The sequence below is a fragment of the Streptomyces sp. CA-288835 genome (assembly GCF_050936385.1).
In the GTDB taxonomy this organism is placed as follows: domain Bacteria; phylum Actinomycetota; class Actinomycetes; order Streptomycetales; family Streptomycetaceae; genus Streptomyces.
This window is the reverse complement of sequence record NZ_JBNJMW010000001.1, coordinates 3,418,656-3,442,554: the sequence shown is the minus strand read 5'-3', so window position 1 is coordinate 3,442,554 and position 23,899 is coordinate 3,418,656. Positions and strand designations below refer to the sequence as shown.

General features: G+C 69.2%; 22 protein-coding genes and 2 tRNA genes. 18 read left to right on the top strand and 6 right to left on the bottom strand.

Annotated elements, in window-relative coordinates:
- Positions 1 to 8: 8 nt before the first annotated feature.
- Positions 9 to 260 (top strand): hypothetical protein, encoded by a 252-nt coding sequence (locus ACQEVY_RS15405; RefSeq protein WP_432948753.1) that lies wholly within the window; start codon positions 9 to 11, stop codon positions 258 to 260.
- Between the two features lie 106 nt (positions 261 to 366).
- Positions 367 to 1,314 carry an NAD(+) diphosphatase gene (nudC, locus tag ACQEVY_RS15400; protein ID WP_432948751.1) on the top strand — a complete coding sequence of 316 codons (948 nt, stop codon included), beginning with the start codon at positions 367 to 369 and terminating at the stop codon, positions 1,312 to 1,314.
- 12 nt (positions 1,315 to 1,326) lie between these two features.
- Here the strand turns inward: nudC and ACQEVY_RS15395 are convergent, their stop codons facing one another.
- Complete coding sequence (locus ACQEVY_RS15395) at positions 1,327 to 1,584, bottom strand: mycoredoxin (RefSeq protein ID WP_328768796.1); 258 nt, start codon at positions 1,582 to 1,584, stop codon at positions 1,327 to 1,329.
- Between the two features lie 85 nt (positions 1,585 to 1,669).
- On the opposite strand from ACQEVY_RS15395, the gene ACQEVY_RS15390 reads away from it, so the two are divergent.
- The 4 genes from ACQEVY_RS15390 to ACQEVY_RS15375 all read left to right on the top strand — a co-directional run bounded on the left by ACQEVY_RS15390 (position 1,670) and on the right by ACQEVY_RS15375 (position 5,325).
- Positions 1,670 to 3,973, top strand: a complete 2,304-nt coding sequence (locus tag ACQEVY_RS15390; protein ID WP_432948749.1) for an ATP-dependent DNA helicase UvrD2 — start codon at positions 1,670 to 1,672, stop codon at positions 3,971 to 3,973.
- 164 nt (positions 3,974 to 4,137) lie between these two features.
- Positions 4,138 to 4,452 carry a hypothetical protein gene (locus ACQEVY_RS15385; RefSeq protein ID WP_432948747.1) on the top strand — a complete coding sequence of 105 codons (315 nt, stop codon included), beginning with the start codon at positions 4,138 to 4,140 and terminating at the stop codon, positions 4,450 to 4,452.
- Positions 4,453 to 4,627: 175 nt separating this feature from the next.
- On the top strand, positions 4,628 to 5,005 hold the full coding sequence (locus ACQEVY_RS15380; protein WP_432948745.1) for a WhiB family transcriptional regulator: 378 nt from the start codon (positions 4,628 to 4,630) through the stop codon (positions 5,003 to 5,005).
- A complete protein-coding gene (locus tag ACQEVY_RS15375; protein ID WP_328768792.1) occupies positions 5,002 to 5,325 on the top strand; it encodes a hypothetical protein in 324 nt (107 codons plus the stop codon). The genes ACQEVY_RS15380 and ACQEVY_RS15375 overlap by 4 nt, the downstream gene beginning before the upstream one ends.
- Positions 5,326 to 5,541: 216 nt before the next feature.
- Here ACQEVY_RS15375 and ACQEVY_RS15370 read toward each other — a convergent pair whose 3' ends face one another.
- Together ACQEVY_RS15370 and ACQEVY_RS15365 are read right to left on the bottom strand one after the other, a co-directional pair.
- A complete protein-coding gene (locus ACQEVY_RS15370) occupies positions 5,542 to 6,936 on the bottom strand; it encodes an ABC1 kinase family protein (RefSeq protein ID WP_432948743.1) in 1,395 nt (464 codons plus the stop codon).
- Entirely contained in the window at positions 6,929 to 8,122 is a 1,194-nt protein-coding gene (locus ACQEVY_RS15365; protein WP_432955230.1) for a TOMM precursor leader peptide-binding protein, read from the bottom strand. Before ACQEVY_RS15365 ends, ACQEVY_RS15370 begins: the two co-directional genes overlap by 8 nt.
- A gap of 237 nt (positions 8,123 to 8,359) precedes the next feature.
- On the opposite strand from ACQEVY_RS15365, the gene ACQEVY_RS15360 reads away from it, so the two are divergent.
- The 4 genes from ACQEVY_RS15360 (at position 8,360) to ACQEVY_RS15345 (ending at position 12,279) form a co-directional block, all read left to right on the top strand.
- Positions 8,360 to 8,953 (top strand): M48 metallopeptidase family protein, encoded by a 594-nt coding sequence (locus ACQEVY_RS15360; protein WP_432948741.1) that lies wholly within the window; start codon positions 8,360 to 8,362, stop codon positions 8,951 to 8,953.
- A 141-nt stretch (positions 8,954 to 9,094) separates the two neighbouring features.
- Positions 9,095 to 10,813, top strand: coding sequence for a TerD family protein (locus ACQEVY_RS15355; protein ID WP_432948739.1), 1,719 nt, complete (start codon positions 9,095 to 9,097; stop codon positions 10,811 to 10,813).
- A gap of 13 nt (positions 10,814 to 10,826) precedes the next feature.
- The gene (locus tag ACQEVY_RS15350) at positions 10,827 to 11,507 is read left to right on the top strand and encodes an AIM24 family protein (RefSeq protein WP_033320007.1); all 681 of its coding nucleotides are present in this window, start codon (positions 10,827 to 10,829) and stop codon (positions 11,505 to 11,507) included.
- Positions 11,508 to 11,523: 16 nt separating this feature from the next.
- On the top strand, positions 11,524 to 12,279 hold the full coding sequence (locus ACQEVY_RS15345) for an AIM24 family protein (RefSeq protein ID WP_432948737.1): 756 nt from the start codon (positions 11,524 to 11,526) through the stop codon (positions 12,277 to 12,279).
- A 56-nt stretch (positions 12,280 to 12,335) separates the two neighbouring features.
- Here the strand turns inward: ACQEVY_RS15345 and ACQEVY_RS15340 are convergent, their stop codons facing one another.
- Both ACQEVY_RS15340 and ACQEVY_RS15335 read right to left on the bottom strand, forming a co-directional pair.
- Complete coding sequence (locus ACQEVY_RS15340) at positions 12,336 to 12,857, bottom strand: NUDIX hydrolase (protein ID WP_432948735.1); 522 nt, start codon at positions 12,855 to 12,857, stop codon at positions 12,336 to 12,338.
- Positions 12,854 to 14,293, bottom strand: a complete 1,440-nt coding sequence (locus tag ACQEVY_RS15335; RefSeq protein WP_432948733.1) for a zinc-dependent metalloprotease — start codon at positions 14,291 to 14,293, stop codon at positions 12,854 to 12,856. The genes ACQEVY_RS15340 and ACQEVY_RS15335 overlap by 4 nt, the downstream gene beginning before the upstream one ends.
- Positions 14,294 to 14,485: 192 nt before the next feature.
- Here ACQEVY_RS15335 and ACQEVY_RS15330 point away from each other — a divergent pair, with 192 nt between their 5' ends.
- The 4 genes from ACQEVY_RS15330 (at position 14,486) to ACQEVY_RS15315 (ending at position 17,685) form a co-directional block, all read left to right on the top strand.
- Positions 14,486 to 15,598, top strand: coding sequence for an SDR family oxidoreductase (locus tag ACQEVY_RS15330; RefSeq protein WP_432948731.1), 1,113 nt, complete (start codon positions 14,486 to 14,488; stop codon positions 15,596 to 15,598).
- Positions 15,599 to 15,677: 79 nt separating this feature from the next.
- On the top strand, positions 15,678 to 16,139 hold the full coding sequence (locus ACQEVY_RS15325) for a molybdenum cofactor biosynthesis protein MoaE (RefSeq protein WP_165341104.1): 462 nt from the start codon (positions 15,678 to 15,680) through the stop codon (positions 16,137 to 16,139).
- 136 nt (positions 16,140 to 16,275) lie between these two features.
- Positions 16,276 to 16,485 carry a hypothetical protein gene (locus tag ACQEVY_RS15320; protein WP_432948729.1) on the top strand — a complete coding sequence of 70 codons (210 nt, stop codon included), beginning with the start codon at positions 16,276 to 16,278 and terminating at the stop codon, positions 16,483 to 16,485.
- Positions 16,486 to 16,590: 105 nt separating this feature from the next.
- A complete protein-coding gene (locus ACQEVY_RS15315; RefSeq protein WP_432948727.1) occupies positions 16,591 to 17,685 on the top strand; it encodes a YlbL family protein in 1,095 nt (364 codons plus the stop codon).
- Positions 17,686 to 17,722: 37 nt separating this feature from the next.
- Here the strand turns inward: ACQEVY_RS15315 and ACQEVY_RS15310 are convergent, their stop codons facing one another.
- Positions 17,723 to 18,280 (bottom strand): PPA1309 family protein, encoded by a 558-nt coding sequence (locus ACQEVY_RS15310; protein WP_432948725.1) that lies wholly within the window; start codon positions 18,278 to 18,280, stop codon positions 17,723 to 17,725.
- Positions 18,281 to 18,415: 135 nt separating this feature from the next.
- Between ACQEVY_RS15310 and ACQEVY_RS15305 the strand changes: the two genes are divergently transcribed.
- From ACQEVY_RS15305 to ACQEVY_RS15290, 4 genes are all read left to right on the top strand, one after another.
- Complete coding sequence (locus ACQEVY_RS15305; protein ID WP_432955228.1) at positions 18,416 to 21,346, top strand: UPF0182 family membrane protein; 2,931 nt, start codon at positions 18,416 to 18,418, stop codon at positions 21,344 to 21,346.
- Between the two features lie 65 nt (positions 21,347 to 21,411).
- A tRNA-Met gene (locus ACQEVY_RS15300) sits at positions 21,412 to 21,485 on the top strand.
- Between the two features lie 229 nt (positions 21,486 to 21,714).
- Positions 21,715 to 23,580, top strand: coding sequence for a tetratricopeptide repeat protein (locus ACQEVY_RS15295; RefSeq protein ID WP_432948723.1), 1,866 nt, complete (start codon positions 21,715 to 21,717; stop codon positions 23,578 to 23,580).
- A gap of 181 nt (positions 23,581 to 23,761) precedes the next feature.
- Positions 23,762 to 23,835 (top strand) — tRNA-Met (locus ACQEVY_RS15290).
- Positions 23,836 to 23,899: the final 64 nt, after the last annotated feature.

Genomic DNA, 23,899 nt, shown 5'->3' with positions numbered 1-23,899 from the left:
TCGCCGACATGAGCAAGATTTCGGACAGCGCCGTCCGCCCGTACATCGAGAACCACCGCGCCGCCCTACTCGGCGACCCCACCGAGTGGCTGCGCATCCCGTCGGCCCGGCCCGAGCGCACGGCGGACATACGACGCAGCGCCGACAGGCTTGCCGCGAAACTCCGGGCGACCGGCATTCCGACCGCCGAGAGCGGCGCGGGCCCCTCCGCAGACCTCCGGGACGTCCTCGCCGCACCCATGCCCTGTGGAGCGGCCTAGCTGGACAACAGGCGCGATGCACACTGAAAGAGCCCGCCGAACGCCGCCGAGTCCTGCCGCACGTCCCACTGAAATACCCGTTCCACCGGGGGAGTTGGAAGCACCCGTGACCACCTGGACCGATCACACCGCCGACCGTCCCATCTCGCTCACCGCCCCGAGCGGCATCGACCGGGCCGCCCACCACCGGCTCGACGAGGCCTGGCTCGCCGCGGCATGGAGCCACCCCACAACCCGCGCGTTCGTGGTCTCCGGCGGCCAGGTCCTCATCGACGAGACGGAGGACGGCAGCACCGAACTCGTGATGACCCCCTCCTTCGAAGCCCCCCTCACCGAGGCACACCGCTACTTCCTGGGCACCGACGACGACGGCGTCAGCTACTTCGCACTCCAGAAGGACACGCTCCCCGGCCGCATGGACCAGTCCGCCCGCCCCGCCGGACTGCGCGAGGCAGGCCTGCTCCTGTCGCCCCGCGACACAGGACTCATGGTGCACGCCGTCGCCCTGGAGAACTGGCAGCGCCTGCACCGCTTCTGCTCCCGCTGCGGCGAACGCACCGTGATCGCCGCAGCCGGCCACATCCGCCGCTGCCCCGCCTGCGGCGCCGAGCACTACCCGCGCACCGACCCGGCCGTGATCATGGCCGTCACGGACGACGACGACCGCATCCTGCTCGGCCGCCAAGTGCACTGGCCCGAGGGACGGTTCTCCACCCTCGCCGGCTTCGTCGAGCCCGGCGAGTCCATAGAGCAGTCGGTACGCCGCGAGGTACTGGAAGAGGCCGGCGTCACCGTCGGCGAGGTCGAGTACATCGCCAGCCAGCCCTGGCCCTTCCCGTCCAGCCTCATGCTGGGCTTCATGGCCCGCGCCACCTCGGCGGACATCGACGTGGACGGCGATGAGATCCACGAAGCCCGCTGGTTCTCCCGCGAAGAGCTACGGGCCGCCTTCGAGTCCGGGGAGGTGCTCCCTCCCTACGGCATCTCGATTGCGGCCCGCCTCATCGAGCTCTGGTACGGAAAGCCCCTGCCGAAACCGGGCACGGCCCTCTAGGCCTATCCGGAATCAGACGCCGAGCGCCTGCTTCACCTGGGCAAGACTGGGGTTGGTCATCACAACCTCGGCGGCACCGCTGGAGGGCACCACCTGGACCGTCGGGACCGTCTGGTTTCCGCCATTCGCCTTCTCGACGAACGCCGCGGACGCGGGGTCCTGCTCGATGTTGATCTCGGTGTACGCGATGCCCTCACGGTCCAGCTGCTTCTTCAGCCGCTGGCAGTAACCACACCACGTCGTGCTGTACATCGTCACAGTGCCCTGCATGTCTCGCGCGCTCCTCTGATGGTTCGGGGATCAGGTCGTCCAGAGAGGGAACGCACGCGACCGGAGCGCCATTCCCGCCCGGGGTATGCCCCGCAACGTGACGCCTGCCGCATTAGTACGACTATCAAGGCCTGCCTGTGGACAACCGGCACAGCCGTCATCGGCGACCTGGCAGCATGGCCGTGTGACAGCAGCAACGCACTCCACCCTCTTCCCGCAGGCACCGGACTCTGCCGACGCGGTGCTCGAAGGCCTCGACCCCGAGCAGCGCGAAGTCGCCACCGCCCTGCACGGGCCGGTGTGCGTACTCGCAGGAGCCGGCACCGGCAAAACCCGGGCGATCACCCATCGCATCGCCTACGGAGTGCGCGCCGGGATTCTCCAACCCTCCAGCGTGCTGGCCGTCACCTTCACCAACCGTGCCGCCGGCGAGATGCGCGGCCGGCTCCGCCAGCTCGGCGCCTCCGGAGTGCAGGCACGCACCTTCCACTCCGCCGCCCTACGCCAACTCCAGTACTTCTGGCCCAAGGCGGTCGGCGGCAGCCTGCCACGGCTCGTCGACCGGAAGATCCAGCTCGTCGCCGACGCCGCAGCCGCCTGCGGAGTCCGCCTCGACCGGGGCGAACTGCGCGATCTCACAGCCGAGATCGAATGGTCCAAGGTCACCCAGACCATCCCCGCCGACTATGCGGCGACGGCCGCCAAGACCGGCCGGGAAACCCCGCGCCGCCCCAGTGAGATCGCCCAGCTCTACGCCGCGTACGAGGACGTCAAACGCGACCGCGGCGTCATCGATTTCGAAGACGTCCTCCTGCTGACTGTCGGCATTCTCCAGGACCGGCACGACATCGCCAACGAAGTCCGCGCCCAATACCAGCACTTCGTGGTCGACGAGTACCAGGACGTCAGCCCGCTCCAACAGCGCCTCCTGGAACTATGGCTCGGCGAGCGCGACAGCCTCTGCGTCGTCGGCGACGCCAGCCAGACGATCTACTCGTTCACCGGTGCAACCCCGGACCACCTCCTGGACTTCCGCACCCGCCACCCCAGCGCCACCGTCGTCAAACTGGTCCGCGACTACCGCTCCTCGCCCCAGGTCGTCCACCTCGCCAACGGACTGCTCGCCCAGGCCCGCGGCCGCGCCGCCGAACACCGACTGGAGCTGATCTCCCAGCGCGACCCGGGCCCCGAGCCGGTCTACACCGAGTACACCGACGAGCCCGCCGAGGCCGAGGGCGCCGCCCGACGCATCCGCGACCTCATCGCCTCCGGAGTCCCAGCGAGCGAGATCGCCATCCTCTTCCGTACGAACGCCCAGTCAGAGACCTACGAACAGGCCCTCGCCGACGCCGGGGTGCCCTACCAACTGCGCGGCGCCGAGCGGTTCTTCGACCGCCCGGAAGTGAAGAGAGCCATCCACCGCCTGCGCGCCTCAGGCCGCTTCGGAAGCAATGACGCCCTCCTGGACGACGCCGAGGACCTGCCTGGGCAGGTACGAGCCGTGCTGTCGGGCGAGGGCTGGACCAGCGAGCCGCCCGCAGGATCCGGCGCCGTCCGCGAGCGCTGGGAGTCGCTGGCCGCCCTGGTCCACCTCGCGCAGGACTTCGCCGCCGCCAAGCCCGCCGCCACACTCGGCGACCTCGTCGCGGAACTCGACGAGCGGACCGCCGCCCAGCACGCCCCGACCGTCCAAGGAGTCACTCTCGCCTCCCTCCACTCCGCCAAGGGCCTGGAGTGGGACGTCGTCCTTCTCGTCGGTGTCGCCGAAGGCATGATGCCGATCTCGTACGCAAAGACCGAGGAACAGATCGAGGAGGAGCGCCGCCTTCTCTACGTCGGCGTCACCCGAGCCAGACAACACCTCTCCATCTCCTGGGCGCTGTCCCGCTCGCCCGGAAGCCGCCCCAACCGCCGCCCCAGCCACTTCCTCGACGGACTGCGCCCCGGCTCCTCCGCCGCCCCGAACCGCGGCGGTGCAGGCGGCGCCGGCGGCTCCGGTGGTATCGAGCACGGTGTCGCCGGCGGCGTAGAAGGCGTAGTGCGGCGGGTGACCCGTCAGCCCGCCCGCTGCCGGGTCTGCGGTCGCACCCTCACCGACGCCGGTGAGATGAAACTGATGCGCTGCGACGACTGCCCCTCCGACATGGACGAGGGACTGTACGAGCGGCTGCGCGACTGGCGAGCGGCCCAAGCACAGCGCAGCGGCCAACCGGACTTCTGCGTCTTCACGGACAAGACACTGATGGCCATCGCAGAAGCGGTACCGGCCACTCCGGCTGAACTTGCCCGCATCCCAGGGGTCCGCGCCCGCAAGCTCAACCGCTACGGAACCGAAGTTCTGGCCATCTGTGCAGGTCAAGAGCTTGAAGAGGGAGACGATGACGACTGACGCAAACTCGTCGAGAAAATAGTTTGCGCATGCCCCAGGAATCCCCATAGGTTCTTAAGCACGGAAGCGGCGGCCTTCTCCAAGGCCCTGGTTCCGTGCTGTACTTAATAACCGTCGGACCGGCTCACCCCGGTCCCCCAAGACGCCGAGAGGAGGCGAATCCAGTGATCAGCATCAGCACCAGCTCCATCAGCACCGTCAAAATGACCGATCGCTCGGTCGCCTCCACGTGCCTGCTCGACGTCTCGAACCTGGGCACCGGTCTGTCCGGCATTCCTGCCGTCCGGCCGGCGTCCGCCGTGTCTCTCGCGGGTCTTCCCGTCCGTGAGGGCAATGAGCGACCGATGAAGGCACTGGAAGCAGTAGAGGCGCAGGCGCAGGCCTATGCCTTTGCGGCCGCCGGTGCCGGAGCCGCCAAGCAGACGCACCACACGATGTGGGCCTTCCGTGGGCCTGAACCCTGGAGTGATCCAGCCTGATCGGCGATCAGGCCGGCGCCTTCAGGGCCGCGGAACCCCACCCGGGATCCGCGGCCCTTCTGTTTGTCCCCGACCAGGGACGACAGAGCGAAGGAGCCTCGGGACAAGAAAAGAACCCGGTACCAGCCGCCAACCGGCCAACCCGGCCGGCACGACCAGACGAGGAAGACGAACCGTGCAACTCGAAGCGCACGCCCCGTCCGTACCGCCTTCCGAAACGATCCCCCCGCCCGGCCCCACGGAGGACTCCACCTTGACTCCGCTCACTGCGCTCACTGCGCTCACCGCGCTCGACGACGCCATCGAGAACCTCGGCGTACCCGTCCCCTGCCGCTCCAACGACCCGGAGGTCTTCTTCGCCGAGTCTCCGGCAGATGTCGAGTACGCCAAGTCCCTCTGCCGCACCTGCCCGCTGATCGAGGCCTGCCTCGTCGGCGCCAAGGAGCGGCGTGAGCCCTGGGGCGTCTGGGGTGGCGAGCTCTTCGTCCAGGGTGTCGTTGTCGCCCGGAAGCGGCCGCGTGGCCGCCCGCGCAAGAACCCGGTCGCGGCATGACCACCACAGGAACGATCGATCGCCCCCTGACGCACGACCCCAAGGATCAGGCCCCGATGAAGCCGTCCAACAGCGAGCCCGCCGGCTCCGCGATTCCAGACTTCACCACCACCGGCGCGAACGACTCGCGTCAGAACAGGACCCGAGAGATGCAACTCATCCAAGAAGCCCTGGCTCGTGCGCATATGCACGAGCGGCAGCGCACCGCCGAGGCCGAGCGCCGGGCGATCCGCCTGGCGACGGCCCGCCGGATGCAGCGCCGCGCCGAGCGCGCGTCGCTGCGCGCTCGCCGCGCCCTGGCCATGGCGGTCATGCAGTAAGGCTGCGTTGACGCGACAGCCGAAGCAGCAGCAACGGCTTCGGCGTCGGCAATGGCAGTAGAGGTCAACCGCTGATCGCGGGGGTCGGTCCGAACGGACCGGCCCCCGCGGTGTGTTGTGCTTCCCTGGGGGCCCCTCCCCCCCGCCCCCTCCCCACCCCTGTCAATCCCCGCCCCACGCACCTACACGCAACAGCCCCCGCCCGACGCCCGACCCTCACGCCTCGGCCGCCGACTCCCCCTCCTCCAGGGCTGCTGCGTCCTCCGGCACGAAGCCCGGCAGCCACTCCTCGAGTTCCTCTCGGAGCCGTACCGTGGCACCCAGTTGGCACAGCACGCCGATGGTGCTCAATGTCACACGGTGTATCAGCAGATACGCCGGAGGGAGGTTGAGCTGCTTGCCGAGCTGGTACGCGGGGGAGCGGGGGTCGCCGATTCGGGCGGCCTGGCTGCGCATCCAGCCTCGAGTGAAGGTGAACTCGTCGACCTTGGCCGGCTCGATGATGGGGAGCAGGTAGTCCAGGACGGCGTCCGGGTCGAGCTCTATCGACTCCTTGACGAAGCCCTCCTCGCAGAGCAGCTCGTAGACCGCTTCGGCCTCGCCGTCGAGGGTCATCCGCAGTGAGTCGCCGATGGTCGCCGGCAGGCCGCCGGGGAGGCGGTCCACCGTGCCGAAGTCCAGTACGCCCAGACGCCAGCCGTCCATACCGTCCTTGCCGTCGGCGTCGCCGGACTCGTCGGGCAGGAGGCGGAAGTTGCCGGGGTGCGGGTCGGCGTGCAGCAGGCCGGTGCGGGCCGGGCCGGAGAAGAGGAAGCGGGCGAGGAGTTGTCCTGCACGGTCCCGCTGCTCCTGCGTACCGTCGGTGATCACCTCTGACAGGGGGATCCCGTCGATCCACTCGGTGACCAGCACCTGCTCGCACTGGTGGACCACGGCCGGCACCAGTACGTCCGGGTCGTCCGCGAACTCCTCCGCGTGCGCCCGCTGGGCCTGGGCCTCCAGGCCGTAGTCGAGTTCCTCGGACACCCGGTCGCGCAGCTCCGCGATGAGCGGTTTGACGTCCATCCCAGGAATCAGCGGGCCCAGGAGCCGGGCGAAACGGCTGAGTTGGTTCAGGTCGGAGAGCAGTGCTTCGCCCGCCCCCGGGTACTGCACCTTGACGGCGACCTCCCGGCCGTCGTGCCACACCGCGCGGTGCACCTGTCCGATAGAGGCCGCCGCGGACGGTTTGTCCTCGAATTCCACGAACAGGTCGTGCCAGTTCTCGCCCAGCCGTTCCTCGAGCACGGTGTGCACCGTGCGGGTCGGCATCGGTGGCGCGGCCTCCTGGAGCTTTGTGAGTGCAGCGCGATACGGCCCCGCGACCTCCTCGGGCAGCGCCGACTCGAAGACGGACAGTGCCTGCCCGAACTTCATCGCGCCGCCCTTGAGCTCGCCGAGCACCTTGAACAGCTGCTCCGCCGTGCGCTGTTGCAGTTCGCGGCCCACGATCTCCGCCGACTTCCCGCCGATCCGTTTGCCGATGCCCCATGTGGCCCGCCCGGCGAAGCCGAGCGGTAGGGCGGCGAGCTTGGCGGTCCGGGTGACCGCCTTCCGGGGAAGATCAGACATGCGCCCTCCAAGTACCGGACAGCCGAGCCGCTTGCGGCTGTTGCCCGGCCATTGTCTCTTGCGGCCTCTCGTCCTCCGAGGTCTGCTCCCCCATAGCTTTCTCCGCAGTCCCGCACGAGCATGCCGGATGTGGCCACACGGGGCGTCTCTGCCAGTCGAAACCGGGCACCGACGCCTCCCAGCGAGCGTCCGCGCTGGACGGCAACTCGCCGTCCAGGAAAGCGAGTGCGTGCCCCGCGGCCAGCCCGGCGACCGTGGCCGACAGCGTCAGATCGCATGCCTGCACCTGGCGAGGCTGCCCGGAGCGCCACTGTGCGACCAGGCGCGGCCAGCTCGGGTCGCGGTCGGTGCGGGCCCGGTCCAGACAGCCCGCGCAGGCCGTGTCGCCGGGCAGGACCAGCGGGCCGACGACTCCTGTGCCCTCCACGACCCCGGCGTACAGATGCGGTGTCCCGGATGCGATCAGCGGCTCGGCGATGGCCGGGTCAGGGGCGTGGACGGCCAGGCCGTCCCGTGGCGCGAGGATCACCAGGGAGAGTCCCGGCTCCTGTTCGTCGGGCGGTGACTGTGCGCCGCCGCGCCGTGGTGGGCGGCTCGGAGCCGCCCGGCGTACGGCCCTGCGTGCCGCCTCTTCCCTGCGCTCGCCGATGGAGTCGACGGGCAGACCGCCCGGGGCGACGTCCCAGGGCTCGACAGAGCCGCCGTCGCGTACGCCGACATGGCCTACGCCGGCGCCCGCCAGCGCGCACGCCAGGGTCACACCCACCCGGCCCGCGCCCCACACCTGTACGCGCAGGGAACTGCGGGCCGCCAGCCGGCGCATGCCCTCGCCCGGGCTGGGCGCGACCAGTGACAGGGAGGCGAGGTCGGCCCGTAGCCGGTCCAAGGCCGCTTTCTTCTCGCGCAGGGCGTCCGCGTCCGGGCCGCCGCCCGTCGCGTCGTCCAGCAGTCCCGCCCGGGCCAGCCGCTCCACGAGCCCGTCGACATGGGCGTCGGGCAGACCCATGCGCTTGCCTTCGTCGCGGAGGAGAGGAAGCCCGCGTGTCCCGTCGAGCAGGGTCAGCAAGCTGCTCGTCGCCGTGTCCATCGGGCCGAGCACCATGGCATGTGCCGGTGCCATCCCGAACTGCACGGTGTTCAGATCGCGCCAGGCGCGCCGAAGTGCGGGTTTCACCATCGGATGCATGACAGACCCCCGTACGTCCCCGTTGTGCCGGTGGTGCTCGTCCTGCTCCGCCGGTCGATTGGTTGCCAGCATGCACGCATCGGCTGTTGGGTGCGGAAAGTTATCCACAGGCTGGGGGTATTCGTCGTACAAATCAGGCGTACGGAGTAGGGGCAAACCGGGCGCGCAGGGCGCGGATCGGCATCGAACCGTCCCGGAGGCGGGACTTCCAGCATGCGCAACGGGTACCGTCGGGGCGTGTCCGCCGACCCACTGAACCGCGGAAAACCACAGCGCAGCACGACGAGCGAGCCGCAAAGCGGCCCGGGGACGAGCGCGATCGAGGTCCGCCGGAGCACTCGCCGACGCAGAACGGTCTCCGCGTACCGCGAGGGCGATCGTACCGTCGTGCTGATCCCCGCCCGGATGTCCGAGGCGGAGGAGCAGCGCTGGGTGGGCGTCATGCTCGACAAGCTCGCCGCCCAGGAGAACAAGCGGGTACTCGGCGACGCGGAACTCTCCGAGCGTGCCGCCCGGCTCTCCGACCTGTACTTCGACGGCCTCGCCCGGCCCTCCTCGGTTCGCTGGGTCACCAACCAGAACACCCGCTGGGGCTCCTGCACCCCGGCAGAGGGCAGCATCCGCCTGTCGCACCGCTTGCAGGGCATGCCCGAGTACGTCGTCGATTACGTCCTCGTCCACGAACTCGCGCATCTGCTGGTGCCCGGCCATGGGCCAGGCTTCTGGCAGCTCCTCGAGGCCTATCCGCGTACCGAACGGGCCCGCGGCTATCTCGAAGGGGTGGTCGCCGTCGACCGGCTGCCCCATCTGCCCGCCGCGCGCGAGGAGTAGGGCCCGGCGCCGCGACTGTGCTGGTACGGGCCGGAAGCACGGATTGTGTACCGGGTCTGTACCGGCTTCGTCCGCGGCCGGATTTTGCCGTTAGCCTGACGCGCGACGCACTCGCATCGGGATGGGGGACGGTCGTTACGCATGGCCAGGGAATTCCAACGCGGCCACAAGGCCAAGATCAGTGACCTCACCGCGGGCACCGATCTGTACGTAGGCGTGCAGATCACCGGCCCCGGACTGACCTTCGACATCAGCTGCTTCGGTCTGGACGCCGATGAACGGCTTTCGGACGACAGGTACTTCGTCTTCTTCAACCAGCCGAAGTCTCCTGAAGAGTCCATTCAGCTCCTGGGAGCGCAGGCGGGCGACACGGAGTCCTTCCGCGTCACGCTCGACAGGATCCCGCCGCAGATCCAGAGGCTGTCGTTCACGGCGACGCTAGACGGCGCCGGGAAGTTGTCGCAGATCGCCCCCGGATATCTCCGTATCGTCGCGGGCGGCGAGGAGGTGGCCCGGTACTCCTTCGACGGCGGGGAGTTCTCCACCGAACGAGCCGTGATGCTGGGCGACTTCTATCTCAAGGACGTATGGCGTTTCGCAGCCGTCGGACAGGGCTTCGACGGCGGACTCGACGCGCTGCTGAAGAACTTCGGCGGCGAGGTCGCCGAGGAGGAGCCTGCGGCCGCACCGCAGCCGCAGGCAGGCGCGCCGTCCTTCGCACCGCCCGCACAGGCCACCGCGCCGCCCGCGTTCGGCGCCCCGTCGGGCCCTGCCACGCCGGCCCCGGTTCCCGCGCCGCAGCCCGCCCAGGGTTTCGCGCCGCCCCCGGCAGCCACCCCGCCGCAGGCCCCGGCACCTCCGGAGCCCCCGCCGGTGCACGCCGCGCCGACCATCGCCGCGCCCATGACCCCGCCCGGCGGCGCTCCCGTACCGCCCCCGGCGCCCGCTCCCGCCCCGTACGGGCAGCCGCCGGCCCCGAGCGCGCCTCTGCCGCCCGGCTACGGACAGCCTCAAGCACCTCAAGCACCTCAAGCACCGCAGGCCCCGGCTCCGCCGCCCGGCTATGGTCAGCCGACCCCGCCTCCGGGGTACGGCCAGCAGCCGCCGTTCGGCCAGGTCCCGGGACAGCCCGGTGCGCCGGGTGCTCCGGGCGCGCCTGCCGGGTACGCGGTGCCGCAGGGCGCTCCCCAGGGCGGTGCCGGTGTCGCCGCGGCGCTGCAGCCGTACAAGGAGGCGCCCACCGGCCAGCGCTGGACCCAGCAGAACAAGAAGATGGTCCGTGTCGACCTCGGCATGGGCGGGGACCAGCCCGTGCTCGCCCGCCAGGGCAGCATGGTGCTCTACCAGGGCAAGGTCGACTTCAGCTACAAGAGCGCCGGGTTCTCCGGCCGGATCGTGGGCAACGCGACCGGCCAGGAGATGCAGCTGATGCGCTGTTCGGGCAAGGGCCAGGTGTTCCTCGCCGAGAAGTCCGCCATGCTGCACCCCATCGAGCTGCAGGGCGACGCCATCTGCGTCTCCGCGGAGAACGTTCTCGCGTTCGACGAGACACTCCAGTACGAGGTTCGCCGCATCGAAGGACACGGCATCCCCGGAGGCGCGCTGTTCACGATGCAGTTCCAGGGGACCGGCACGATCATTGTCAAGACTCAGGGAGCGCCCGTGGTGCTGCCGGTCACGCCGACGACGTTCGCCGACTGCAACGCCGTCGTCGCCTGGTCCGCCGCCTCCCAGGTGATCGTCTCCAGCCAGGTGCGGATGCGCCGCAACGCCTACCCGGGCGACACCGGAGAGAGCGTGAACCTCCAATTCCGCGGCGCGCCCGGCAATTTCATCGTCATCCAGCCGTACGAGGTCTGAGGGAGCCCGTCCTATGAACCAGCAGCTCGCGGGCTTCGCCCCGGCACCCGTTGCCGCACGCATGGAGAACCACGGCAACCACATGCTCAAGGTCGCCATGCAGAGCGGAAGCGACCTCCTCGCGCGCGTGGGGTCGATGGTCGCCTACGAAGGCTTCGTCCAGTACGAGCCCAATCCGCCGGCCGTGCGCCAGATCGCACGCGACTGGGCCACCGGTGAGGGCGCGCCCCTGATGAAGTGCTCCGGAGACGGTCTGCTCTATCTGGCCGACTACGGAGCGAACGTGGTCGTCATCAACCTCAACGGCGACGGAATCTCCGTCAACGCCACCAACCTGCTCGCCTTCGACGCACACCTCCAGTGGGGCGTCGAACGCGTCAAGGGACTGGCGAAATTCGCCGGACAAGGCCTGTGGAACACCAAGATCTCCGGGCAGGGCTGGGTCGCGCTGACCTCCCGGGGCAAGCCCATCGTCGTCGACTGCGGCGGCGGGGAGGACGAGACGTACGTCGACCCGGACGCGCTCGTCGCCTGGTCCCCGAACCTCAAGGTGAAGGGCAAGCGCACCTTCAAGGCGGGGTCGCTGATCGGGCGGGGCAGCGGAGAAGCGTTCCAGATGGCCTTCTCCGGCCAGGGCATCGTCGTCGTCCAGCCCAGCGAGGACAGCACCGACCGCCTCCGACTCCGGGGCTGAGGGGGAGCCACACATCATGCAGAGCCCGCTTTTCGCCTACAACGAGCAGCAGTCCCAGGAGCGCTACAGCCTGCAGAACAAGCAGATGCTGCGCGTCGCCCTGGAGGGCCACGACGACGTGCTCGCCCGCAAGGGCACCATGGTCGCCTACCAGGGGCTGGTGGAGTTCGACGCCGAGTTCCAGAGTTCCGGTCAGCGGCGCTCCCGCGCACAGACGGGAGAGGGCCTCGACCTGATGCGCTGCCATGGACAGGGCACCGTCTATCTGGCCAACCTCGCCCAGCACATCCATGTGGTGGACGTGGACCAGGACGGCCTCACTGTGGACAGCAGCTACGTCCTTGCCATGGACTCCTCGCTGCACCACGAGGTGATCGCCGTGGACAGCCAGTACGGCATCTCCGGCTCCGGCAAGTACCAGCTCAACATCTCCGGGCGGGGCAAGGCCGCCCTGATGACCTCGGGGATGCCGCTGATGATGCAGGTCACCCCCGACCGCTTCGTCAACTGCGACGCCGACGCCATCGTCGCCTGGTCGACGAGTCTGCGTGTACAGATGCAGGCCCAGACACACTCCTCCGGAGTGTTCCGGCGCCGCGGCAACACCGGTGAGGGCTGGGAGCTCAGCTTCATGGGCCAGGGTTTCGTACTCGTCCAGCCCAGCGAGCTGCTGCCGCCGCAGAACGCGACGATCGGCTCCGGCCTCGGCGCCCAGTACGGGGTGGGCCAGCAGGGGGCCCGGGGGCAGAACCAGGGCAACGTCTGGAGTTGAGCCTCCCAGGAGGCAGTTGTAAGGGGCGGCCGCCATTGCGGCCGCCCCTTACCGTTTCAGAGCCTGGCCCGTGTGGCCTCGAGCAGTCGCACCACGGAGTCGTCCGCCACGTTCGCCACCTCGTCGTACGCGAACCAGCGCAGGTCGAGCGACTCGTCGCTGATCTCCTGGACCGCGGCGACCGGCGCCAGCACTGCGTACTGCACGTCGAAGTGACAGTGGCACGGCGGCGGGATCGGATGCCGGTCGAGTCGTACGGGCCCGCCCGGGAGCAGCGTCAGACCAGTGATGCCCGACTCCTCCCCGGCCTCACGCAGGGCCGCAGCCTCCACAGTCGCGTCCTGGGGCTCGCAATGGCCGCCCATCTGGAGCCACATGCGCAGCTTCTTGTGCAGCGTCAGCAGCACACGCCGCTGCTCCGGATCGATGACCAGGGCACTCGCCGTGATGTGTCCGGCCCCGCAGGCCTTCCATATGCCGTCCGGATGAGCCTGAAGGTGATCCAGATACGCCTGGCGCAGCTCTTCCTGGCCCTCGTAGCTCTTCAGTACGAGGACCGCGTCGTCATGGAGGCTCACTCGGCGCCGTCGCCCTTTTCGTCGTCCTTCTTGTCCTCGTCCTTCGTGAGGTTCGGCTTCTCGGCGGAGCCGCCCGCGGCCTCCCCGAGCATCTTGTCGAGCTCGGAGAAGTCCATGTGCTCGCGGTGCACGAAGCCGTCCGGGTCGTCCAGATCGGAGGCGGTCGGCAGCATGTCCGGGTGCGCCCACAGGGCGTCCCGGCCGTCGACACCGCGTGCGTCCGTGAGCGAGGCCCACAGCCGCGAGGCGTCCCGCAGCCGGCGCGGGCGCAGCTCAAGGCCGATCAGCGTGGCGAAGGTCTGCTCGGCAGGACCGCCCGACGCGCGGCGGCGTCGCAGCGTCTCACGCAGCGCGTCCGCGGACGACAGACGCGGCTTCGCCGCCGCGTGCACGACCGCGTCCACCCATCCCTCGACGAGCGCCAGCGCCGTCTCCAGACGGGCCAGCGCCGCCTTCTGCGCAGGCGTGTCCTCCGGCTGGAACATGCCCTGCTGGAGCGCGTCCTGAAGCTGCTCCGGGTTCGACGGGTCGAGCTGGCCGACCACGTCCTCCAGCTTGGCCGTGTCGACCTTGATCCCGCGCGCGTAGCCCTCGACCGCCCCGAACAGGTGCGAACGCAGCCATGGCACATGCGCGAACAGGCGCTGGTGGGCGGCCTCACGCAGGGCGAGATACAGCCGCACCTCCTCCTTCGGTACGCCGAGGTCCTTGCCGAACGCCTCGATGTTCACCGGAAGCAGCGCGGCCCGGCCGGCCGGGCCGAGCGGCAGGCCGATGTCGGTCGAGCCGAACACCTCGCCCGCGAGCACGCCGACGGCCTGCCCGATCTGCGTACCGAACATGGCGCCGCCCATGGAGCGCATCATCCCGATGAGCGGGCCCGCCATGGCCTGCATCTCCTCGGGAAGCACATCTCCCATGGCCGCGCCGACGCGCTCGGCGACCGGGTCGACGAGCTCCTTCCACACCGGAAGGGTCGCCTCCACCCACTCCGCGCGACTCCACGCCACCGCGGAGCCGGCGCCGGACGGCAGGGACGTCGCGTCGTCCAGCCACAGGTCGGCCAGGCGCACCGCCTCCTCGACTCCCGAGCGTTCGCCGGGGCCGACACTGGAGTCCTTGCTGCCGTCAGGGGCGCCCTGGGACACCGTCTGACGGGCGATCTGCTTGGCCATGTCCCAGTTCACCGGGCCGCCCTCGTACGAGAGCATCTGGCCCAGCTGCTGGAACGCGGCGCCCAGATCATTGGGGTTCATGGAACCGAACATCGCGGCGAGCGGGTTGTCGGCGCCGGGTCCGCCGGCTCCGGGGAACCCGAAACCGAACGGGTTGGCCGGTCCCTGGCCACCACCGCTCTGCTGGTCCTTCTTCTTGCCCTCGTCGCCGTCGTCCGGCTCCTCCGGCGGAAGGCCGAATCCGAATGGGGTGTCACTCACGGGATTCCTCGGCTGTTAAGGCCGCCGGTTCTCTCCGACGGCACGGCTGCCCGACAACACCACCCAGCGTAGACACCGCGGCCGGTTCGGGCCTCGATGCTTCGCCGACTCCTGGGCTGCGGCAGGATGGATGCCACCTGGTTCGTACGCGTCACGCGCGTCCTTACTGAAGACAACCGCTGGAGACGCCCGGTGAGTTCCCCAGATCCACAGGTTCGCGCAGCGCGAAACCCCTCAACCAGTCCGACCGTACGTGGTCCCGTAGTCGCGGTCACCGGTGCCGCCGACGGCATCGGCGCCCTGCTCACCGAGCGGCTCGCCGCCAGCGACGAGATCAAGCAGGTCATCGCCATCGACGAGCGGCGCGGTGAGTGCGCGGACGCCCAGTGGCACATCCTCGATGTACGCGACCCGGTGATCGCCGAAAAGCTGCGCGGCGCGGACGTCGTGGTGCACCTGGCGCTCGACCTCGACCTGGAGACCGACGCGGCGGCGCGCACCGCGTACAACGTGCGGGGCACCCAGACCGTGCTCACCGCCGCCGCGGCCGCCGGGGTGCATCGGGTGGTGCTGTGCACCTCGGCGATGGTCTACGGAGCGCTGCCCGAAAACGAACTGCCCCTCTCCGAAGACGCCGAACTGCGCGCCACCGCGGAGGCCACAGGAGTCGGCGACCTCATGGAGGTCGAGCGGCTCGCGAAGCGGGCGCCCCGCGCGCATCCCGGCCTCAACGTCACCGTCGTACGCCCCGCCGTGCTCGTCGGAGGCACCGACACCGCCCTCACGCGCTACTTCGAGTCGCCCCGGCTGCTCGTCGTCGCCGGGTCCCGGCCCGCCTGGCAGTTCTGCCACGTCGAGGACCTGTGCAGTGCCCTGGAGTACGCCGTCCTGGAGAAGGTCGACGGGGAGCTGGCCGTGGGCTGCGACGGCTGGCTGGAGCAGGAGGAGGTCGAGGAACTGAGCGGGATCCGCCGGATGGAACTGCCCTCGGCCGTCGCCCTGGGCGCCGCCGCCCGGCTCCACAGGATCGGGCTCACACCCTCGCCGGCCGGAGACCTCGCCTACACGATGTACCCCTGGGTGGTCAGCGGGAGCCGGCTCCACGACGCCGGATGGCGCCCGCAGTGGACCAACGAAGAGGTCCTCGCCGAACTCCTGGAGGAGGTCGCCGGGCGACACACGGTGGCCGGACGCCGCCTCGGCCGCAAGGACGCCACGGCCGCCGGAGCCGCGGGCGCGACTGTCGCGCTGCTCGGTACGGCCGCAGTGGTCCGCCGGGTGCGGAAGGCCCGACGGCGCATCTGACGCACGTACACGCACCAAGGCCGTATGCCCGGAGGAACTGTGTTCCGCGTTGTCAGTGGCGTGGTGCACGATTGGGCGTATGGCAACCATGAGTGATCACCCCGGTGAGCAGGGGGCGCAGGATCCCGTCAAGCTGTTGGCGATCAGGGAAACCGCCCTCTCCGTGGACGAGGTCTTCCGAGCCGTCGGGGACGACGCCTCCGGAGGGACCGCGCTGTTTGTCGGGACCGTCAGGAACCACGACGGGGGAGCGGACGTCGACGCGCTCGGGTACTCCTGCCATCCCAGTGCCGAGGCGGAGATGCGGCGTATAGCCGAAAAGGTGGTGGCCGAGTATCCGGTGCGGGCGCTTGCGGCCGTTCACCGGGTGGGGGACCTCAGGGTCGGGGACCTTGCCGTCGTCGTCGCCGTGTCCTGCCCCCATCGCGGCGAGGCCTTCGAGGCCTGTCGCAAGCTGATCGACGACCTTAAGCACGAAGTGCCCATCTGGAAGCACCAGAAGTTCTCGGACGGTACGGAGGAATGGGTGGGTGCCTGCTGACGGGTGCGCCTGCCGACCCGTGCGCACGCGCGCGTTCCGGTTGCGTAACCGCACCCCCGCCGTGAGCGTTGGACACGGGCAAGGTTAATCTGCTGATCAGTCAGTTGCGGTTGCTTCACGGGGTTGGGAGGTCGGCATGGCGGCGCTCGCCTGGTTGCTGATTCCGTTTTTGGCCGCGATCGGTGCCGGACTGTGGGGCACCTGGGTGGGTCGTAACCGCAGGGCCATCGGGGACGGCACCGAACTCGCGGGCTATATGCGCTTCCGCGAGGCCATGGAGAAGCCGCACCTGGCGAAGCAGCCGGGCCAGGAGCGAGACATGGAGAAGTCACCCACGGACGCCTGACCACCTGCACCGAGGGCGCCTGGGATGTCTGCACCCAGGCCCCTTGAGGCCCCGTACGGGCGGCCCCGACGGTGCACTGACAGGGTGGTCCCGTACTGTCGTTCCATGCCACGCCGCACCGCGACGATGCTCGCCTCCACCCTGATGCTGATCGCGCTCCTGTGCGCAGGGGTCTTCATCAATGTGCCGTACTCGGAGATGTCACCCGGTCCGACGGTGAACACGCTGGGCGAGCACGACGGTGAGCCGGTGCTCCAGATTTCCGGCCGCAAGACCTATCCGGCGGACGGCAACCTCAACATGACGACGGTCCGCGTCACGAGCGCCGACTACAAGATGAACCTCGTCGAGGCCGTGTACGGCTGGCTGGCACACGACAACAAGGTGGTCCCGCACGACACGCTCTACCCCGACGGCAAGACGGAGGAGCAGTCGACGCAGGAGAACGCCGAGGAGTTCAGCCAGTCCCAGGAAACCGCCAAGGTCGCCGCCCTCAAGGAGCGGAACATCCCGGTGAAGTCCTGGACCATCGTCTCCTCCGTGCTCAAGGACAGCCCGGCTGAGGGCAAGCTGCACGCGGGCGATGTGATCAAGGCCGTGGACGGTACGCCGGTCAAGGCGTACGACGAGGTGGCGAAGCTCGTCACGAAGCACAAGCCGGGCGAGAAGGTCGTCTTCACCATCGTGCCCGCCAAGGAGCAGGCCGCCGCCGAGAAGGAGAAGCGGACGGCGACGAAGACCGAGAACATCACCATCACCACGACGAAGTCGGACGACGACGGCGAGGAGCGCGCGATCGTCGGCATCGCGGCCGGGACCGACCACACCTTTCCGTTCACCATCGACATCAAACTCGCCGACGTCGGCGGCCCGAGCGCCGGCCTGATGTTCGCCCTCGGCATCGTCGACAAGCTCACCCCGGGCGACCTCACCGGCGGCAAGTTCGTGGCCGGCACCGGCACCATCGACGACAACGGCAAGGTCGGCCCCATCGGCGGCATCGAAATGAAGACCGTCGGAGCCCGCGCCCAGGGCGCCGAGTACTTCCTGACGCCCAAGGACAACTGCGCGGCAGCCGCCCGGGACATCCCCGACGGGCTCACCCTCGTCAAGGTCGACACCCTCGACGACGCGATGAACGCCCTCAAGGACATCCGCGGCGGCAACACCGACAACCTGCCCCAGTGCACGAAGAGCTGAGCCGGCTCATGCAGTACTGCGTCAAGATCTACGAGTGCTACTCGGCGAACGTCGCCGCCAGCGCCTCCGCCAGCCCCGGCACCAGGTCGGAGCCGGTGAGGACCTCGGTCGCCGAGTCCTTCTCGCGCAGCCGCAGCGCCGACTCCCGCTTCCCGCCGCGCAGCACCCCGACGGTCATCCGGACCTCCTGGCGCTCGGGATGCTCGGCGACCCACTTCGCCAGACGCTTCTCGTCGAGACCTTCCGGAACGGACGCCTCCGCGGACGGCGGCAGCATCAGCCGCTCCACGGACAGCGCGCAGCCGGCCACCGCGTCCGGCCATGCGATGGTGCCGAGAAACTCGTCCAGCGGGCTGCCCGCGGGGAGTTCCTCCTGTTCGATGGGGGTAAGAGCGCCGTCGGGTGCGTCATCGGGGAGACCGAGACGCGTCGCGAGACCTGGTTCCTCGGAGCGCAGCTGAGCGGTGTCGACCAGCGCGAAGAGCCGTGCGGGCTGGTCCCAGCCGAGCCCGGAGACGTACTCGTCGATTTCGAGGACGGCACGGGTCAGCGGGCCGGCCGCCATGGGGGTGCCTGTGGAGGCGGTGTTGGACATGGTCACAATCCTGCCTCGTTCGCACCCCGAACCGGGAACCGAGTAAAGCATCAGTAAGTTGCATAGATGTGGCCCTGCGTTCGCAGGGGCCGAAGACCAAGACCGAACTTCGAGGTGCACACCTTGGCTTTCCAGATGCCGGACCGCGGCGGAGGCCCGACGGGGCCACGGATCAGAGTGGGCCGACCGTCCCGGCGCGTCCGGACGCTGCTCATGACACTGGGCGTACTGGCCGTCCTGGCCATGGCGTTCGTCATGTTCGCGGGGTTCTGGACGGACTGGCTCTGGTATCGATCGGTCAAGTACTCCTCAGTCTTCACGACCACCCTGTGGACCAAGATCGGACTGTTCTTCGTCTTCGGGGTGCTGATGGCCCTGGCCGTCGGCGTGAACATCTGGCTGGCCCACCGGCTCAGGCCACCGCTGAGCGCCATGTCGATGGAGCAGCAGAGCCTGGACCGCTACCGCATGGGCGTGGCCCCGTACAAGAAGTGGATCCTGCTCGGGATCACCGCCCTCGTCGGGCTGATCGCGGGCGCCTCCGCGTCAGGCCAGTGGCGTACGTGGCTGATGTGGGTGAACGGAGTGCCCTTCAACCAGAAGGACCCCCAGTTCCACCTCGACGTCTCCTTCTACGCCTTCGACCTGCCCTGGTACCGCTTCCTGCTGGGCTTCGGCTTCGCCGCCACGATCCTCGGCGTGATCGCCGCCGCGCTGACCCACTACCTGTACGGCGGCCTCAGGATCACCAGCCCCGGCGCGCGTGCCACGGCTGCGGCCACGGGTCATCTCTCCGTGCTGCTCGGCCTGTTCGTCGCCCTGAAGGCGGTCGCGTACTGGCTCGACCGGTACGGGCTCGCCGTGAAGTCGAGCGACTTCAAGGCCACGGACAACTGGACGGGCCTCAGGTACGTCGACGCCAACGCATACCTGCCGGCCAAGACCATCCTGTTCTGCATCGCCGTGATCTGCGCGCTCCTGTTCTTCGCCACGCTGTGGCGGCGCACCTGGCAGCTGCCGCTGATCGGCTTCGGCCTTCTGGTTCTCTCCGCGGTGCTGATCGGCGGGCTGTACCCGGCGATCGTGCAGCAGTTCCAGGTCAAGCCGAACGAGCAGGCCAAGGAGACCTCGTACATCGAGAAGAACATCGAGGCCACACGCAAGGCGTACGGCATCGACGGCGTGAAGATCGATGACATCTCGGGCACCGGCACTGGCGGCGACGCCAAGCAGCAGCGTACTCAGGCCGATTCGGTCGCGAGTTACCGGCTGAACGACCCGAACGTGGTCTCGCCGACGTTCCAGCAGCTGGAACAAGAGCGGAAGTACTACCAGTTCCCGAAGACGCTGGACATCGACCGGTACAACGGCCAGGACACGATCATCGGTCTCCGTGAGCTGAACCTCAGCCGCGTGGACAAGAAGAACTGGATCAACCAGCACTTCATCTACACGCACGGATACGGCGCGATCGCGGCCAAGGGCACACAGATCCAGCCGGGTTCCGAAGGCTCGCCGGACTTCACCGAGCAGGGCATGCCCACCACCGGCACCTTCAACAAGGGCTACGAGCAGCGCATTTACTTCGGCGAGAAGACCACCCAGTACTCGATCGTGGGCGGGCCCCAGAAGGAGCTCGACTACGAGGAGGCGGGCGGCCAGAAGACGTACCAGTACAAGGGCAACGGCGGCATCGACCTGTCGAACCCGCTGAACCGCGCAGCGTACGCGGCGAGGTTCAGCGAGCCTCAGATGCTGTACTCCGGTGCCATCGGCGAGGGTTCGAAGATCCTCTACGACCGCACGCCCAAGGAGCGCGTCGAGGCGGTCGCGCCCTGGCTGACCATCGACGGCGACGCCTACCCCACCGTCATCGGCAAGCGGGTCGTATGGGTGGTCGACGCGTACACCACCACGAACGGCTATCCCTACGCCTCGCGCACCACACTCGGCGACACCACCACGGACGCACTGACCAACGAGGACAGCCAGCGCGCGGTCGTCGCCCAGCAGAACCAGGTCAACTACATCCGTAACTCGGTGAAGGCGACCGTCGACGCGTACGACGGATCGGTCAACCTCTACACGTGGGACGAGAAGGACCCGGTCCTGAAGACGTGGAAGAAGGCGTTCCCGGACACGGTGAAGGCGAAGGCCGACATCCCGGCCGAGCTGAAGGAGCATCTGCGCTACCCGCAGGACCTGTTCAAGGTGCAGCGTGAGCAACTGGGCATCTACCACGTCACCAACGCCGACCAGTTCTACAACGCGAGTGACGTGTGGCAGGTGCCGAACGACCCGACGAACCGTCAGGACAGCGTCGCCGTACCGCCGTACTACCTCTCGCTGAAGATGCCCGGCGACGACCAGCAACGGTTCTCGCTGACCACCACCTTCACCCCGAGCGGACGGCCGAACCTGGCCGCGTACATGGCGGTGGACGCCGATGCGAGCAGCGACGGGTACGGCACGATGCGGCTGCTCAGAGTCACCGGCGAGTCCGAGGTGGACGGACCGGTGCAGTGGCAGAGCAAGTTGAGTTCGATCCCAGCGGTCCAGGAGTTCACACGGAACGCGGAGACGTCGAAGTCGAACATGATCTTCGGCAATCTGCTCGCGGTGCCCATGGACGCAGGATTCCTGTACGTCGAACCCATCTATGTGCAGGGCAGCAGCGCCGAGTACCCGCTGCTGAAGAAGGTCGCGGTGTCGTACGGAGGCACCACCGCCTTCGAGGACACCCTCGCCCAAGCGCTGGACAAGGTCTTCGGGGTACAGGACACGACCCCGCAGCCGCCACCGGACGAGGGCGAGGACACCACCGAGCCACCACCGGCGGCGGGTGATCAGACCGTCCAAGAGGCGGTCGCCGACGCCCAGAAGGCATACGAGGCCAGTCAGGAAGCCCTGAAGAAGGGCGACTGGGAGGCATACGGCCGGGCGCAGCAGGACCTCGAGGAAGCGCTGCAAAGGGCCGCGGAAGCTCGGTCCCAGCCCGACAACGCCGGTGGTGAGGGCGCGGACAACGGCGGCGGCGACACCGAAGGGAGCGGCGCAAGCGGCTGACCGACAGCCGCCGCTGACTGAGCGAAAGACCCACCCCGCGCCGTGATACGGTTGCCGAACAACGGCGCGGGGTGGAGCAGCTCGGTAGCTCGCTGGGCTCATAACCCAGAGGTCGCAGGTTCAAATCCTGTCCCCGCTACTGAAGACGAAGGGCCCGAATCCTCAAGGGATTCGGGCCCTTCGCCATGTGTGGGTCGTGTGTGTGTTCGCCCATTCGACCAGGACTGCCCCAACAAAGGGCGCTCCATGCGGGGAGACTTGAGAAATCTGTGTTTGACTTGTCTCTCTGTGGGCATGTCGACAAAACGCTGAAGTGACCTCACTGGCTGCGGTATACCAGGTGTACCCAGGTTGCAGGTGGTGCGACGATGGACGTTATGGGGGACAAGGCAACTCTGTTGGAGACAGGGCGACATGTGCAGCCCTCCGACCGGGACGAGACCGGGGAGGCTGCGGAGGAGGCACGTCATCGGCTCGCCGCCGAAGCCGGCGACGTCGAAGCGATGAGCGTCCTCGGAAGCCTGCTGCTGCGCCGCGGCGATCTCGACGGAGCCGAGCCTCAGCTGCGTGCTGCCACCGCCGCCGGTGACCGTGCCGCCGCCAACAACCTGGGTGTCCTCCTGCACCAGCGCGGATACGCCGACGAGGCCGCCGGCTGGTGGCGGATCGCCGCCGTCGCCGGATCGGCCGCCGCCGCGCACGCACTCGGCCGCCACCACCGTGAGCGCGGGGACGAGCCCGCCGCCGAGTACTGGCTGCGCCAGTCCGCCGAACAGGGCCACGTCCTCGGTGCGTACGCGCTCGCCGATCTCCTCGAGCACCGTGGTGACGGTGCCTCCGAGGCATGGATGCGGGCCGCCGCTGAGCGGGGTCACCGGGAGGCGGCGTACCGGCTTGCCCGCGCCCTGGACCGGCGGGCTGCCGCCGGCGATTCCGCACGGGTCCCCGCACAGTCCACGAAGCAGAGCGGCACCGACAAGCCCGCCGATCCAGCAGACAAGGCTGACAAGGGTGCCGGGTTGTCCGTGATGGCCGAGGCTGAGCAGTGGTACCGGCAGGCCGCCGCGCGCGGGCACCGCAGGGCCGCGCTGCATCTCGGCGTGATTTTGGAGAAGCGCGGGAAGCTGAAGGAGGCCGGGCGCTGGTATCTGACGTCCGCCAAGGACGGCGAGGCGCGCGCCGCTTGCGCGCTCGGGTTCCTGCTGCGGGACGCGGGCGACACCGACAGTGCCGCCGTGTGGTGGCTGCGCGCTGCCCAGGACGGTGACGGGAACGCCGCCAACGCCCTGGGCGCGCTGCACGCCGAGCGCGGCGAGACGCAGACCGCCGAGCGCTGGTACCGCGCCGCGATGGACGCAGGTGATGTGAACGGCGCGTACAACCTCGCGCTGCTCTGCGCCGAGCAGGGGCGGACCGGGCAGGCCGAGCAGTGGTACCGGCGTGCGGCGTACGCGGGGCACCGCGAGGCGGCCAACGCGCTGGCGATCCTGCTGCTTCAGGTCGGCGACGCGGCCGGGGCCGAGCCCTGGTTCTCCAAGGCCGCGGAGGCCGGCAGCGTCGACGCCGCGTTCAACCTCGGGATCCTGCACGCCGGGCGGGGCGAGGACGCCGCGGCCCTCAAGTGGTACGAGCGGGCCGCTGCCGCCGGGCACACCGAGGCCGCGCTCCAGGTCGGGATCGCGCGGCTGCGGGACGGCGACGAGCAGGAGGCCGAGCGGCATCTGCGTTGCGCCGCGGGCGGAGGCAGCGCGGAGGCGGCGTACCGGCTGGCCGCCGTGCTCGATGCCCGGCGCCCGCTCGCGTCCGCGCATGAGTTGGGGGAGCCGGCGACCGAGAAGAGCGAGTGCGAGGAGTGGTACGAGCGGGCTGCCTCCCAGGGGCACCGGCGGGCCCAGGTGCGGGTCGGGATGCTGGCGTCCGCACGTGGGGACGTGGTCGAGGCGGCCCGGTGGTACCGGGAGGCGGCCGAGGCCGGGTCTCGGAACGGGGCGTTCAATCTTGGGCTGTTGCTTGCCCGGGAGGGGAGTGAGCCGGAGGCCGCCCTGTGGTGGACTCGGGCCGCTGATGCGGGGCATGGGCGGGCGGCTTTGCGGCTTGCCCTCGTCTACGCGCGTCGGGGTGAGCTTGCGGAGGGGCAGCGGTGGGCTGATCGGGCGGTGGCCCTGGGGCCTGACGAGGTGTCTGAGCGGGCGGCTCGACTGCGGGACGCCTTGAAGGAGGAGCTGTCCGCGTAGAGCTCCTCAGGAGGAACTGTTCGCCTTGGGGTGCGCTGGACTTTGGGGTTCGTGGGCGGGTGCAGGCCGGTGGCCCGTCTGTGCCCACCCGTTCCGCCCTGCGGAACGACTGCCCACAGACGGGCACACTCAAAGCGATTTGCGCTGGTCGGCGGTGTTGACGTAGTGTTCAGTTCATCGCCGCGGGGTGGAGCAGCTCGGTAGCTCGCTGGGCTCATAACCCAGAGGTCGCAGGTTCAAATCCTGTCCCCGCTACTGAAGGCCGGAGGGCCGGGATCCGAAAGGGTTCCGGCCCTCCGGTCTGTTTACGAGCGAGTGC

Bases quoted from the DNA above. Each gene is read 5' to 3' on its own strand.
- ACQEVY_RS15345 (WP_432948737.1), top strand. From the start codon at position 11,524: ATGCAGAGCCCGCTTTTCGCCTACAACGAGCAGCAGTCCCAGGAGCGC.
- ACQEVY_RS15320 (WP_432948729.1), top strand. From the start codon at position 16,276: ATGGCGGCGCTCGCCTGGTTGCTGATTCCGTTTTTGGCCGCGATCGGT.
- ACQEVY_RS15305 (WP_432955228.1), top strand. From the start codon at position 18,416: ATGCCGGACCGCGGCGGAGGCCCGACGGGGCCACGGATCAGAGTGGGC.
- ACQEVY_RS15395 (WP_328768796.1), bottom strand. From the start codon at position 1,584: ATGCAGGGCACTGTGACGATGTACAGCACGACGTGGTGTGGTTACTGC.
- ACQEVY_RS15325 (WP_165341104.1), top strand. From the start codon at position 15,678: ATGGCAACCATGAGTGATCACCCCGGTGAGCAGGGGGCGCAGGATCCC.
- ACQEVY_RS15355 (WP_432948739.1), top strand. From the start codon at position 9,095: ATGGCCAGGGAATTCCAACGCGGCCACAAGGCCAAGATCAGTGACCTC.
- ACQEVY_RS15405 (WP_432948753.1), top strand. From the start codon at position 9: ATGAGCAAGATTTCGGACAGCGCCGTCCGCCCGTACATCGAGAACCAC.
- ACQEVY_RS15365 (WP_432955230.1), bottom strand. From the start codon at position 8,122: ATGCATCCGATGGTGAAACCCGCACTTCGGCGCGCCTGGCGCGATCTG.
- ACQEVY_RS15310 (WP_432948725.1), bottom strand. From the start codon at position 18,280: ATGTCCAACACCGCCTCCACAGGCACCCCCATGGCGGCCGGCCCGCTG.
- ACQEVY_RS15295 (WP_432948723.1), top strand. From the start codon at position 21,715: ATGGACGTTATGGGGGACAAGGCAACTCTGTTGGAGACAGGGCGACAT.
- ACQEVY_RS15390 (WP_432948749.1), top strand. From the start codon at position 1,670: ATGCCCCGCAACGTGACGCCTGCCGCATTAGTACGACTATCAAGGCCT.
- ACQEVY_RS15315 (WP_432948727.1), top strand. From the start codon at position 16,591: ATGCCACGCCGCACCGCGACGATGCTCGCCTCCACCCTGATGCTGATC.
- ACQEVY_RS15350 (WP_033320007.1), top strand. From the start codon at position 10,827: ATGAACCAGCAGCTCGCGGGCTTCGCCCCGGCACCCGTTGCCGCACGC.
- ACQEVY_RS15375 (WP_328768792.1), top strand. From the start codon at position 5,002: ATGACCACCACAGGAACGATCGATCGCCCCCTGACGCACGACCCCAAG.
- ACQEVY_RS15370 (WP_432948743.1), bottom strand. From the start codon at position 6,936: ATGTCTGATCTTCCCCGGAAGGCGGTCACCCGGACCGCCAAGCTCGCC.